At 31.3% G+C, this 13,245-nt stretch carries 13 protein-coding genes; 2 read left to right on the top strand and 11 right to left on the bottom strand.

Annotation, left to right across the window (positions count from 1 at the left end; all coding sequences use genetic code 11):
* Positions 1–14 precede the first annotated feature (14 nt).
* Together GQ47_RS13795 and GQ47_RS13790 are read left to right on the top strand one after the other, a co-directional pair.
* Positions 15–680, top strand: coding sequence for a response regulator transcription factor (locus GQ47_RS13795; protein WP_035649566.1), 666 nt, complete (start codon positions 15–17; stop codon positions 678–680).
* Between the two features lie 336 nt (positions 681–1,016).
* Complete coding sequence (locus tag GQ47_RS13790; RefSeq protein WP_035649564.1) at positions 1,017–2,276, top strand: hypothetical protein; 1,260 nt, start codon at positions 1,017–1,019, stop codon at positions 2,274–2,276.
* Between the two features lies 1 nt (position 2,277).
* On the opposite strand, the gene GQ47_RS13785 is transcribed toward GQ47_RS13790, so the two are convergent.
* The 11 genes from GQ47_RS13785 to thrS form a co-directional block, all read right to left on the bottom strand.
* On the bottom strand, positions 2,278–3,081 hold the full coding sequence (locus GQ47_RS13785) for an endonuclease/exonuclease/phosphatase family protein (RefSeq protein WP_035649560.1): 804 nt from the start codon (positions 3,079–3,081) through the stop codon (positions 2,278–2,280).
* 51 nt (positions 3,082–3,132) lie between these two features.
* Positions 3,133–3,300 carry a hypothetical protein gene (locus GQ47_RS23645; protein WP_154275323.1) on the bottom strand — a complete coding sequence of 56 codons (168 nt, stop codon included), beginning with the start codon at positions 3,298–3,300 and terminating at the stop codon, positions 3,133–3,135.
* 143 nt (positions 3,301–3,443) lie between these two features.
* Complete coding sequence (locus GQ47_RS13775) at positions 3,444–4,112, bottom strand: DNA-binding transcriptional response regulator (RefSeq protein WP_035649554.1); 669 nt, start codon at positions 4,110–4,112, stop codon at positions 3,444–3,446.
* 11 nt (positions 4,113–4,123) lie between these two features.
* Positions 4,124–5,749, bottom strand: coding sequence for a tetratricopeptide repeat-containing sensor histidine kinase (locus GQ47_RS13770; RefSeq protein ID WP_193745227.1), 1,626 nt, complete (start codon positions 5,747–5,749; stop codon positions 4,124–4,126).
* Between the two features lie 161 nt (positions 5,750–5,910).
* Positions 5,911–7,632 (bottom strand): tetratricopeptide repeat-containing sensor histidine kinase, encoded by a 1,722-nt coding sequence (locus tag GQ47_RS13765; protein WP_035649551.1) that lies wholly within the window; start codon positions 7,630–7,632, stop codon positions 5,911–5,913.
* Positions 7,633–7,800: 168 nt separating this feature from the next.
* A complete protein-coding gene (locus tag GQ47_RS13760) occupies positions 7,801–8,235 on the bottom strand; it encodes a carboxymuconolactone decarboxylase family protein (RefSeq protein WP_035649548.1) in 435 nt (144 codons plus the stop codon).
* A 79-nt stretch (positions 8,236–8,314) separates the two neighbouring features.
* Positions 8,315–8,887 carry a Crp/Fnr family transcriptional regulator gene (locus GQ47_RS13755; RefSeq protein WP_035649545.1) on the bottom strand — a complete coding sequence of 191 codons (573 nt, stop codon included), beginning with the start codon at positions 8,885–8,887 and terminating at the stop codon, positions 8,315–8,317.
* A 150-nt stretch (positions 8,888–9,037) separates the two neighbouring features.
* A complete protein-coding gene (gene rplT / locus GQ47_RS13750; RefSeq protein ID WP_035649542.1) occupies positions 9,038–9,382 on the bottom strand; it encodes a 50S ribosomal protein L20 in 345 nt (114 codons plus the stop codon).
* A gap of 101 nt (positions 9,383–9,483) precedes the next feature.
* Positions 9,484–9,681 (bottom strand): 50S ribosomal protein L35, encoded by a 198-nt coding sequence (gene rpmI / locus GQ47_RS13745; protein ID WP_007810722.1) that lies wholly within the window; start codon positions 9,679–9,681, stop codon positions 9,484–9,486.
* 116 nt (positions 9,682–9,797) lie between these two features.
* A complete protein-coding gene (gene infC, locus GQ47_RS13740; protein ID WP_081909355.1) occupies positions 9,798–10,349 on the bottom strand; it encodes a translation initiation factor IF-3 in 552 nt (183 codons plus the stop codon).
* Positions 10,350–10,371: 22 nt separating this feature from the next.
* Positions 10,372–12,318: a threonine--tRNA ligase gene (thrS, locus tag GQ47_RS13735; protein WP_035649539.1), complete on the bottom strand. Its 1,947-nt coding sequence runs from the start codon at positions 12,316–12,318 to the stop codon at positions 10,372–10,374.
* Positions 12,319–13,245 lie beyond the last annotated feature (927 nt).

Here is a 13,245-nt window from a genome sequence, read left to right as displayed (position 1 = left end):
AAACAGAATAAAAAATGAAAGCTGCTGTTAAAATTGCTTTAGTAGATGATGAAGTTTTATTTCGAAAAGGAATTGCCTTTTTGTTGCAGAGAGAAGAAAATATAGAAATTATTTTTGAAGCATCTAATGGTGAAGAACTTCTTGCCAGCTTAGAAGAAAGCGAAACAAAACCTGATATTATTGTAATGGATTTGAAGATGCCAGTCCTCAACGGTGTCGAAGCAACAAAAATCATTCGTAAATCTTATCCGGATATTAAAATAATTGCCCTTACCAGCTACGATACAAAATCATTTATAGCCAATATGATTCAGGTTGGTGCTGTTGCCTATCTGATAAAAAATACAACTCCAAAGGATTTGATACATACTATTAATGAAGTTGCAAAAAAAGGATTTTATTATAACGAGAATGTATTAAAAATAATTCAGGAAACGATTGTTTCGTCAAAAACATCAAAAGTTAACCTGGAAACTAGTTTTCTTTCTCCTCGTGAAATTGAAATTCTCCAACTTATATGTCAGCAAAAAACAACTACTGAAATTGCAGAACATCTTTTTTTAAGTCCGAGAACAGTTGAGGGGCATCGCAATAATTTACTTCTTAAAACAGAATCTAGAAATATTGCTGGATTAGTTGTGTATGCGATACAAAATGAAATTGCCGTTTTGACGCTATAATTTTTTAGGCTGTTAGAAATTGTATTGACAGAACATAATACAAGATAATGGTAAGAACTAGTACGCAAATCCCAATTTTTTGAATGACATTTAATCCTTTAGGCTGGTTATTACTTTCGTTAAATTTCATATTTTTCATTTTCATTGATTTATATCTCAATGATTTGGGATACCAAATGTAGTTAGAATTTGTTTTTGTGAAATAGGTGTTTATACCTGTTTTTACATTCTTACATATAAAAAGTTAATTTTTTTAACTTTTCTTTCAATCATAAAACAAGGACAACTATAGTATTTTACGAGCTTCCTTTATATCTTTACTAAAATAATTTTTTAATGAAGAAGAGTTTAGTTTTTATCTTTATAGTATTGCTTTCGTTTTCCGCAAAAGCGTCATTTATTTTGCTTCCAATGGACGAAACGACACAGCAAAATCACCTTAAAGCTTACGGAATTACCTATTGGTGTTTAAGTAAAGATTATAAGGCAAGCTGGCTTCTAAATTATAGAGGAGGTTCATTTTTATTGCCTGATGCCGAAGAAATTAGGAAAGAATGTAAAATTCGAGGTGTAAGCTTTGAAGTTTTATCTGATAGTGAAGAAGCGGCAATTTTAAATGATATTTCTAGTCCGTCTCAAAATATGGAATCGGTTATTTTGGAAAAAGCTCCAAAAATTGCGGTATATACTCCAAAAGGAAAACAACCTTGGGATGATGCGGTAACATTGGTTCTAACTTATGCTGAGATTCCTTTTACACCAATATATGATGAAGAAGTTTTAAGTGATCAACTCTTATTATATGATTGGCTTCACTTGCATCATGAGGATTTTACGGGTCAATATGGTAAATTTTATGCGGCATATAAAAATACGCCATGGTATATTGATCAGAAAAAAGATGCTGAGGCTTTAGCTGCAAAATTAGGTTATGCCAAAGTTTCTCAGGAAAAAGGTGCAGTTGCCAAGAAAATTCGAGATTTTGTAATTGGTGGCGGTTTTATGTTTGCTATGTGCTCTGCAACAGATAGTTTTGATATTGCACTTGCCGCTGACGGTGTTGATATTTGCGAAGCCATGTTTGATGGTGATCCAAGTGATTCTAATTATCAGTCAAAATTAGATTATGGAAATTCATTTGCTTTTAAAAATTTCACTTTGGAAAGAAGACCAGAAGTTTATGAGTTTTCAGATATTGATATGACGCTAAAACGTAAAGTTCCAATGGAAAAAGATTATTTCACTTTAATGGAATTTTCAGCAAAATGGGACCCAATTCCAAGTATGTTATGTCAAAACCACACTCAGTTGGTTAAAGGATTTATGGGGCAGACGACTTCGTTTGATACGGCATTAATTAAATCTAATGTTTTAATAATGGGAACCTGTGAATTAAATGGTGAATCAAGATACATTCATGGAGAAAAAGGAAAAGGAATGTTTACTTTTTTTGGAGGACATGATCCGGAAGACTTCCAACATCAAGTCGGAGATCCGCCAACTGTTTTAGATTTGCACCCTAATTCTCCTGGTTACCGATTAATTTTGAACAACGTTTTGTTTCCTGCGGCAAAAAAGAAAAAACTTAAGACTTAAATTAATTTAAAGAAAATTCCAGCCAAATTGGTAAATGATCGGATATTTTTCGGGCTTCTGCCAATGAATTAAACTTTTTGTAGAACGGAATTATGCCTGAATTTATATAGTTTAAATTTGTTGTTTTGTAAAATATATTGTCAAATTCAGATGCAAGACATTCGGTGTTTTTGCATTTTTGTTTTAATGTCGTTTTTTGATTTATTAAAGCAGAAGTATATCCCATTTTCTTTAATGGAAAAAATACCGTATGTGATTGCGGACAATTAAAATCCCCCATAAAAATCAAATTCAAATCATGGTAGGAGTTAGGTATAAATTTAAAATATTTTATTTCGGTTTCTGGGTTTTTATTTTTGGTGATGGCGTGAAAGTTACTTAAAGTGATGGTCTTTTTGCCAATTTCAAATGTGGCATAATAAGGTTCGCGATCAATTTCTAAACTATATTTTTTTTCAAGCCACGGTTTCCCTTTTAATTTTGCCTTACTTGTTTTCCATATAAAGGCATAACGTTCGGCCTTATAACTACTGCTGGTCGTAGGGTCACTGATTGTATAAGCCCATTTTGAGCCTTTTTCGTTTAAAACTGAAGTAAGTTTTGCAATAGCCTGAGCTCCGCCATAACTGGCAACAACTTCCTGAATGGCAATGATATCGTAGTCGAGAACTACATTTGCGATAAAATTTATTTCGGATTCAGATTTTGATTTCCCATAATTTTCTAAATTCCAGGACAGAATTTTTGTCTGTGAAAAAGAAAGGAACGTAAAAAAAGAAAGAACAATGCTTAATATGTTTTTCATTCGAAATTTAAAAATTCAAATATAAGCATTACAAGTTTTGACTAAAAGAGATTAATTCTTTTTATATCTGTTTTTTAATGCAGTCGAAATAATAATGATTTGTAATACTAGCAGCGCCGGAATAAAAATCATTTTCCATTCAATTTCATAACCACCTGATTTTTCAGATACAAATGCAAAACTTACAGATAGAAAGATACAAAGAAGCATTGTTTTCATAATAATTCTGTTTTTGGTTGTATTAATTTTTGCTAAAAAATTAATGCGATATTTAGGTTTCATTGGTCAGTTAATAGAATTGTACACAAATTTATGAGTATAAAAGGGCATTTCCTTACGGAAAACCGTAATGAAAATGTTAATTAAACCAAACCAAAATCTTTTGCAATAGCAATTAAATGAACATTATTATTTGCTTTAAAATATATTTTTAATTTGTTGATTCGTTTTTCGATACTACTGGTTCCATTTGGCGTTATCGATAATGCTTTGAATTCATTTGAAATATGCTCTAAAATATAGCCTTTTGCTAAAAGCGATAAAATTGAAATATCATATGATTCAATTTCAATTAGAGATTTGTCATTAAAACTAAAAGATAAATCAGATGATAATATTTTTTCTTCATTCTGATAAACTTTTTCAATAGCTTTTCTTAATTCTTCGATACTATTTCTGCCTTTAGATACGTATGCATTAATGCCTAAATCATTGAATAATGATTTTATGCGATATGATTTGTCTTCTATAGAAAAAATAATTTTTTTTAACTCAGGTTGTACTTTATTAGCGGCTTCAACAAGATCTTCACCACTAGTCAGCTGGTTTTTTCTATGATCAATCTTGAATGATAAATCACTAATTAATAAATCATAAGGGGCATTATCAGCAATTGCTTTTTTTATTTTTAATAAACCATCATCACAATATTTTACATGGTCGATTACAGGAACTTTTAAATCTTCAAGTACTTGAATTACAGCTATGCTTATGCTGTCTAGATCTTCGGCAACTAAAACCTTTTTGAACATATAATTTTCTTTTAAATTGGGAATGTAAAACTTACTTTAAAACCTTTGTCAGAATTTTTATCAAAAGTAATAGTTCCTTTTATAGTTTTTATACGGTTTTCCACATTTTGAAGACCATTTTTAAGAATTAGAGGATTATTTGTTGTTCCAACACCATTATCAGCATATAAAACAGTTAAGAGGCTATTCGATATTTTTAATGTAACACTAACTAAGCTTGCTTCGCTGTGTTTTTTCATGTTACGAAACATTTCCTGAAGTACTCTATAGAGCATTATTTTTTTGTTTTTTTCAATTTGGTTCCAACGAACGACATCAAAACCTTGAAGTAGAATGGTCACTTTTTCGGTTTTAAAACCTGAAATCATTTCTTTTAATTCAAAAACATAATTTTCATCAGTGGTAATAAAGCTGTTTTCTTTAGAAATGTTTCTAGTTTTTGAATATATATTTTCAAGGTTATTTAAAAGCTGATCTTTATTTTCATTTTGTTCCAGATTTCCTTTTTTGATGAGGATTAAAGTTTGATACAAATCGTTAGCCAGTTCAGTATCTAATTTTTTAGAAATTCTGGCTTCACTTATATAGATAGCTTCGTTTTTTTCTTTTTTACTTTTTTTGAAAAGATGTAAAAATAAAAATAGGAATGCTGAAAGAACAAAGACTATAGAAATATATAAAATGATATTACGGTTTTTTTGTCTTTCTAATTGTAGTTCTTTTTCTGCTTTTTGATTTTTTAATTCTAGATTTTCTTCTTTATCTTTCTTTGAATTGTATATAATATCAGCAAATTGATTTTTTGCTTTTTTTCTGCTTACAATAAGACTGTCACTCTTTCTAATGTAAACTTTCCAGTGTTTTTTTGAATTTTTGGCATCATCAGCCTCAATAAGTTGGGCCAACATATTAATTTCATTTGTCGAGGATTTTGCTCTTTTTGCGCAATAGTAGGCTTTCTCGGCATTAATTTTTTTCAGCTTTGGATTGTTGTACTTTTCATAATATTTATAAAAAGAATGATAACTGCCAATTAGTTCATAATCATCTTTCAGTGTTAGTGTTATTTTTAGGCTTTCGTTAAAACATTTTAATGCTTGTTCTTTATGATTTCCAAGATATAAATAGGAAAGTCCTAGATTATATAAAATAGCTGCACGTTGATAATTTGTCTTTGAAGGGGTTATTTTATCTTCAATTTTATATTTAACTATTGGTTCTAATAAATTTATAGCCTCTTGATATTTTTTTTGTTGCATGTAGACAAATGCAATTTCAGACAATATTCGTGATTTTCTAAAGGTGGATACTGCTTTTTTTAATGCCTTTTTATGGTAATATAATGCCTTTTCGTAATCATATGTAAACAAATAGTTATAGCCCATAAATGTATAAGCATTAACAGCATATTTTATATTGGTTGTTTTTTCTAAGTAGGGAAATGCTTTTATAAGTGTAGTTTCTGCTTCGTAATAATTGCCATATCGCTGCAATATTTCTACCATATAGTTTAATGATTCAACATAATAATCTGCATAATCAGTTTTTGGTTCACATAATAGCTGTGTTTTATTGAAATAAAAAAATGCGCTATCATGTTTTCCTGAATTAAAAAAAGTAAATGCTTTTTCTTGCATTTGTTTTATTTCGGCTGTACGGTCTTTTTTGATGTATTTTATCTGCAGGTTTTTTGCCTGAGAAAATTGTATAGAAAAAATTGTTGCCAATACGATAGAAAAGAATAGCAAGTAAAAAACAACGAGTTTTTTGTAAAAAAAACGAATTAAGTTCTTAATCATCATAATGGGAATTTAATTAGAACTTTAAAGCCTTTTCCAAACTCTGAATGAATATCGATTTCGCCTTGAATACTATGAATTCGATTTTCCATATTGTGCAAGCCGTTTTTCAAAATCATTTTGCTTGTATCTATTCCTTTCCCATTATCAGTATAATTGATTATAATAGTATTGTCTTTTTCTTTAAAAGTTATTGCAACTAAGCTGGCCTCGCTATGTTTTTTCATGTTTACAAGTAATTCCTGTATAGCTCTGTAAACTGATATTTTTTTTATTTTATCGACTTTATTCCACGAAATTGTGTCCAAACCATTTAGTAGAAGATTTACATTAGTGGTGTTGAATCTCGAAATCATTTCTTTAAGCTGAACAGTAAAATTCTGATCGCTCAAAACGGGATTATTTTCCTTTGAAATATTTCGCGTTCGGGAATAAATATCATCTATCTTTTTTAATAAATGAGTACTGTTTTCTTCAGCAGAAAGATTTTTGTTTTCTATAAATGCCATAGCATGATAGACATCATTAGCTAATTCATCATGTAATTTTTTAGACATTCTAGTTTCACTCTGATAAGTTGCTTCAATTTTTTCACGATTTGCTCGTGCGGTTAAATAAAAATAAAGAAAGATAATAAGGCATAATGCTACTATGATTATGACATATGAAATGATATTTCTTCTTTCCTGTTTTTCTATTTGAAGCTCATTTTTAATTTTTTGAGCTTTTAGTTTTAAGTTTTCTATTTTTTCTTTTTTAGAATCATATTTAATTTTTGCAAATTTATTTTTTGCTTTTTGTCTGACTTCATAAATACTATCTACTAATTTTATATATATAAGTGTATTTTTCTTTGTCTCTATATCTGAGCTATTATTTATAATCAATTTCAGTGCAAGTAAACAATCATCAATATTGCCGGCCGAAGTGAAATTTTCATAACTTAATTTTGCATATTTCATTGATAAAGCTGCATTGTCTTTTTCATAATAGTCAGCAAGATTATAATAAGTTCGGCCCAGGCCATCTTGATCTTTTGCTTCAGATTTTATTTCAATACTTTTTTGAAAATAAGACAATGCTCTAGGATCCTTAAGTCTATAATAGCAATGCCCAATATAATCGAGTATTTTTGAATAATATGCGGGGTTTTGTTGTATAATTTTTTCTTTACTTATTGAAAGAAAAATTCGCAGGGCTTTATTGAATTTTTGTTGTTTTATATAAATAACGGCGATGTTATTTTCTGCTTCAAGTTTATTGATTCGATTGCTTTTTAAAATAAATGCTTTCGAATAATAATAAATAGCATTTGGGTAGTCATAAGTATAATAATAATTTCTGCCTAAAACGCTATAGATATTCCATACATATTCAGAATCAGTAATTTTATTTAAAAAAGGAAATGTTTCTGTTGCGGTTATAGTGCTTCCAATAAAGTCTTCATGGTCCTGTTGAATTTCGGCCATGTAATACATGCAGTAGACATAGCTTTTAGCATCTTTATTTGGGTTACAGTTTGCTCTTGCTTTATTGTAAAGATAAAATGCGCTATCGAGCTGTTTATTCTTATAAAATAAATCAGCAGCATTAATTATCTTTTCTATTTCGACCTTATTGTTTGTGATTTTCTCTGTATTATTTTTTTTCTTCTGACAGGCAAAAAACAACAGAAGAAGAGACAAAATAGGCCAAGAAAATCGTATTCTTTTTGTAACCATGCGCCAAAAATAGAAAATTATATTTCTTACAACCACGTATAAATACGGTATTTTGTATTAGTTTGAAAAAAATAAATTTCGGAATCTCATTTACAGGCATATACAAACATACCCTTCAATAGAAGGGTGTGTACGCGTGAATTTGTTGTAAAATTTATCTTTATAAAATTATTCTGCCCTCATTCCGGTAGCAATTCCAATTCTGTTCCAGGCATTAATTGTAATAATGGCTAAAATGATTTCAGCTAGATATTTTTCGTCGAATAATTTTGCAGCATTTTGATATACTTCTTCTGAAACATGATTGCTAATTAAAGTTATTTCTTCAGTAAGTGCCAATATTGCTTTTTCTTCTTCACTGTAAAAATCAGCTTCGCGCCAAGCACTTAACAAATAAATACGTTGTTCTGTTACGCCTAATTTTCTTGCATCTGCTGTATGCATGTTTATACAGTAAGCACAGCCGTTGATTTGCGATGCTCTAATTTTGATTAACTCCTTGTGTACTGGAAATAGGGAAGTAGAAGCAATATATTTTTCTAGGCCTAACATGGCTTGGTAAGCTTCAGTGGCAACTTGCGGGATAACGATTCTTGATTTCATTTTTATATGTTTTAAAAGTTCATTACAAAGGTCAGTAATGTATGCTTGTAAAAACTTGAACTACTTCAAGAAAGTCGAATCAGACTTTTCCTGCCCTAATTTTACTCATAAACTCTGCTGAAAAATCTAAATAAGATGCGATCATGTATTGAGGAACGCGTTGAACAAATTCTGGGAAATGATCGTTAAAATGATGATACCTTTCTTCAGCCGACATAGTGAATAAGAATTTAATTCGCATTTGCATTGCACCAAATGTTTTTTGAGATACAATTCTAAAGTATCGCTCCAGACTTGGAATTTCAATTAAAAGTGTTTCCAAGACAGTCTTCTCAATTGCAATAACCTCTGTGTTTTCTACTGCCTGTAAATAAAAGCTGGATGGAATATGATTGTGGTAACTCAGATAATCTGTAATCCACCAGTTTTCGATGCCAAATTGCAATGTTTGTTCCGCGCCTTTCGAGTTGATAATATATTGCCTCATGCAGCCTTTAATTATAAAATAGATGGTGTTGCAAATTTGACCTTCTTCTAATACATGCTCTTTCTTTTTAATTTTAGAAAGAGTAAGGGCCGATTCTAATTTATCAATTTCTGAAGGTTCTAAAACAATGAATTTTCCAATATGATCAAAAAGTGGTTTGTACATAATACTAGCTTGGTTTGTGCAAAGTTACTTTTTAATTTTATTTTGTATAAAGGGTATATTTGAAAGTTGTACAAAACAAAAAACCATTCGCGTTAACGAATGGTTTTTCTATAATAAGTAAGTAATCTTAAATTGAGTTTATAAAACGTTTTATTTTACTTTATTAAGAATAGCTTTGAAAGCTTCTGGGTGGTTCATAGCTAAATCTGCAAGAACTTTACGGTTCAATTCGATTCCATTAGCTTTAACTTTCCCCATGAATTGAGAATAAGACATTCCTTCTAATCTAGCTCCAGCGTTGATACGTTGAATCCATAATGAACGGAAATTTCTTTTGTTTTGTTTTCTATCGCGGTAAGCGTAGCACATTGCTTTCTCTACTGCATTCTTAGCAACTGTCCAAACGTTTTTACGTCTTCCAAAGAAACCTTTGGCTTGCTTCATTATTTTTTTTCTTCTTGCTCTTTTAGCAACTGAATTTACCGATCTTGGCATAATTTTAATGTGTTTTTGTAGCAGGCGTCCTGAATTGAATCAAAGGAACTTAATGGCCATACTCCAAGGTTATATAAATAATTTTTTAACCTAAAGAATTATTAGATAATTCTTAATTGTTGTTTGATGCTTTTCATATCTGTTGAGTGAACTAGCGCTGAGTGTGTCAAAGCTAATTTACGTTTTTTAGATTTTTTAGTCAAGATGTGACTTTTAAAAGCATGCTTTCTTTTAATCTTTCCAGAACCAGTAACTTTAAAACGTTTCTTAGCGCTAGATTTAGTTTTCATTTTAGGCATTTTTCCTAGTGTTTTAATTTATTCTTACTTACTTATATCTTGAGTCAAAAAATTTGAAAGTCAAAAGTCAAAAGTCAGTTTATGACTTTCGACTTTAAGACTTTTTACTTTAAGACTTATTTCTTTTTCTTAGGAGCAATGAACATAATCATTCTCTTTCCTTCCAAAACTGGCATCGCTTCAACTTTACCATGTTCTTCCAAATCCGTAGCCAAACGCAATAATAAAATTTGCCCTTGATCTTTATAGATGATAGAACGTCCTTTAAAGAATACGAAAGCTTTTAATTTAGCGCCTTCTTTAAGGAACTTTTCAGCATTCTTTCTTTTAAATTCATAATCATGCTCATCTGTTTGAGGACCAAAACGAATTTCTTTTACTACAACCTGAGTTGACTTAGCTTTTAGAGCTTTATCACGTTTCTTTTGTTCGTAAACAAATTTCTTGTAATCCATGATTTTACAAACCGGTGGCTCAGCATTTGGTGAAATTTCAACCAAATCTAATTCGAACTGATCTGCTAATCGCAAAGCATCTGCAAGTTTAAAAACACCTGGTTCGATGTTTTCACCCACTAGTCTTACTTCTTGTACACCACGGATATTGTTATTTATCCTGTGTGCGTCCTTTTTTTCTACTCGAGGTTGAAAACCTCTGTTGCTTCTTATTGCTATGACTTTATAATTTAAGTTAAACTGTAAAAACTTTTAATGTCTTTTTTATTTCTTCGTTTACAATCGAAGCAAATTCTTCGATAGAAACTGTAATGTTACCTTTTCCTTCTTGTCCGTGGCGACGAATAGAAATAGTGCCGTTTTTCTCTTCTTCTTCGCCTACAATCAGCATAAATGGGATTTTTTGCATTTCTGCATCCCTAATTTTCTTGCCAATTGTCTCGTTTCGATTGTCAATTAGGGCGCGAATTTCGTGATTTTCTAGCAAATCTAAAACTTTTTTAGCATAATTTTCGTATTTCTCGCTCAAAGACAAGATTATAGCCTGTTCAGGCATCAACCAAAGTGGGAAATTTCCTGCAGTGTGTTCTAGTAAAATTGCTATAAATCGTTCCATAGATCCAAAAGGAGCTCTGTGAATCATAACTGGTCGATGTAATTCATTATCAGCGCCTTTGTAAGTCAAATCAAAACGCTCAGGCAAGTTGTAATCTACCTGTATTGTTCCTAATTGCCATTGTCTTCCTAAAGCATCTTTTACCATGAAATCCAGTTTCGGACCATAGAACGCTGCTTCACCATATTCAACAACAGTATTAAGACCTTTATCTCTTGCTGCGTTGATAATAGCATTTTCAGCTTTTTCCCAATTTTCGTCAGTACCAATATACTTTTCTCTGTTTTCTTGATCTCTCAAAGAAATTTGAGCTGTAAAGTTTTCAAAACCTAATGAGCCAAATACATATAATACAAGGTCAATTACTTTTTTAAACTCTTCGTCTAATTGTTCTGGAGTACAGAAAATATGCGCATCATCCTGAGTAAATCCTCTAACACGAGTTAAACCGTGTAATTCGCCAGATTGCTCATATCTATATACAGTACCAAATTCAGCATAACGTTTTGGCAAGTCTTTATAAGACCAAGGACGAACATTATAAATCTCACAGTGGTGAGGACAGTTCATTGGTTTCAATAAAAACTCTTCACCTTCTGCTGGAGTATGAATTGGCTGAAAACTATCAGCGCCATATTTTGCATAGTGACCAGAAGTTACATAAAGTTCTTTTTGACCAATATGTGGACTCACAACTTGTTCGTAACCTGCTTTCTTTTGAGCTCTCTTTAAGAATTGCTCTAAACGTTCTCTAAGTGCAGCACCTTTTGGTAACCATAACGGTAAACCTTGACCAACTTTTTGAGAGAAAGCGAATAATTCTAATTCCTTTCCTAATTTACGGTGGTCACGGCGTTTTGCTTCTTCAAGAAGTTCAAGATATTCAGTTAAGTCTTTTTGTTTAGGGAAAGATGTTCCGTAAACACGAGTTAACTGTTTGTTCTTTTCATCACCTCTCCAATAAGCACCAGCAACACTCATGATTTTTACGGCTTTGATGATTCCGGTATTAGGAATATGTCCTCCACGGCATAAATCAGTAAAAGTTGCATGATCGCAAAAAGTAATAGTTCCGTCTTCTAAATTCGAAATCAATTCAGTTTTGTAAACGTTATCTTTATACATTTCTAAAGCTTCGGCTTTAGTTACAGGACGCATTTTGAAATCGTATTTTCCTCTTGAAATTTCAAGAATACGGTCTTCAATCTTTTTAAAGTCTGCTTCAGAAATTTTCTGATCTTCAAAATCAACATCATAATAGAAGCCATTAGCAATCGCAGGTCCAAGTGTTAATTTAATTCCTGGGTATAATTCCTCAAGAGCTTGCGCCATTACGTGTGAAGTCGAATGCCAGAAGGCTTTTTTTCCTTCAGCATCATTCCAAGTATATAATATAAGATTACCATCGGTCGTCAATGGAGTTTCGGTTTCAATAGTTGTACCATTAAAAGATGCAGAAATGACATTTCGTGCAAAACCTTCGCTAATGTTTTTAGCGACCTCCATTGGAGTTACGCCTTGAGCGAACTCTCTAATTGACCCATCGGGTAAAGTAATCTTGATCATTGTTTATAATTTTGTGAATGCAAATATACATGATTACAAAAATACATACAATATATATTGAGAAGATTGCTCTATTATATATATGTATAAAATGATTACCACATATAATAGTAGATTTTGTTTGTACAAGTCGATAGAAATTCAAAACCTGTCGGGTTTGTTTTTTTCTATACATATATATGTATATAGAAAGCTATACTATATAGTAAGAGTAGAAAACCCGAATTTTGGATTGTATATAAGGAGCTGTTTCCCGCTATCCGCTTCAATCTTTTGCTTTTTAAAGAAAAAAGCAAAAGGATTTCCGCTTCTATCGGGGCTATGGCAGTTGTTTTCAGAAGAAATCCCCCGAAATAAAACACCAAAGAGGACCTTGAATAGAGAAAATCTAATGCTTTGCTGTCTTTCCGGGGTCAAAACCGCCGGAGAATCCATTTCAAAATCCTGTTTTCTTATCAAAAAAGCGTGGCGAAGACTAAAAATTCAACAAAACGGATAACAGAAAAGTGCCGAAAAGAATCAAAACCGCACCTTGATTCAGAAAAAGGCTACAGATGGGTAAAAATTTTTGGATTGTAAAGAATCTGTTATCAGCGAGTTAAGAAAAAGGGCAAAAAAAGATGAAAAAAACACATGGAAAAAGCTTGTATAACTGAATAAAGGTTCTACTTTTGCACCCGCAACAACGAAAGACGTTCACTGAAATACTGGCAAGCGAGACGATTTAAACTGAAAATTTTTTTCAAAAAAAGATTTCGAAAAGCTTGTGAGATTTGAAAGTGGTTTTTACATTTGCACCCCGCAAAACAGGGAAAGTTCATTGAGAGATTGGGAGGAAAGTTTAGAATATGAGACGAAAAAAAAGTTTCAAATTTTTTTAAATTTTTCTTGCGAGAAACAAAAAGAAGTTTTAGTTTTGCACCCGCT

Source organism: Flavobacterium sp. ASV13 (genome assembly GCF_000745775.1).
Lineage (GTDB): Bacteria > Bacteroidota > Bacteroidia > Flavobacteriales > Flavobacteriaceae > Flavobacterium.
This window is presented reverse-complemented; position numbering and strand designations above follow the sequence as displayed.